This window comes from Zavarzinella formosa DSM 19928 (genome assembly GCF_000255705.1).
Lineage (GTDB): Bacteria > Planctomycetota > Planctomycetia > Gemmatales > Gemmataceae > Zavarzinella > Zavarzinella formosa.
Genome location: NZ_JH636439.1, coordinates 40,828 through 41,158, shown reverse-complemented (window position 1 = coordinate 41,158; position 331 = coordinate 40,828).

Sequence of the window (331 nt, the reverse complement as noted above, 5' to 3'; positions counted from 1 at the left end):
GAAGGTGCAACATGAAACATTATACCCATCCCCGGCTAGCTGCTTAGGCTTGTCGAAGATCCGCTGGACAATCCATTGATCACGAATACACCTCGATTGACTCACGATGTCATCGGCAGGTTTGAACTTGCAACTGCGATCAATAGCAACCCGATTAGTGCAAGGTATTATCGTCTCGCTAACGACCTACTGCTTCGGAGGTAAGGAAAGCTATTGAATGCGGAGTTGTTTGTGGTAATTGATTTCTCATGCGAAGCAAAGGAACTGCTTCCGAATTGGAAGCGCGGCGGCAGCTTGCCATTAAGAAAGCGCAGGATGGCTGGACCCAAGG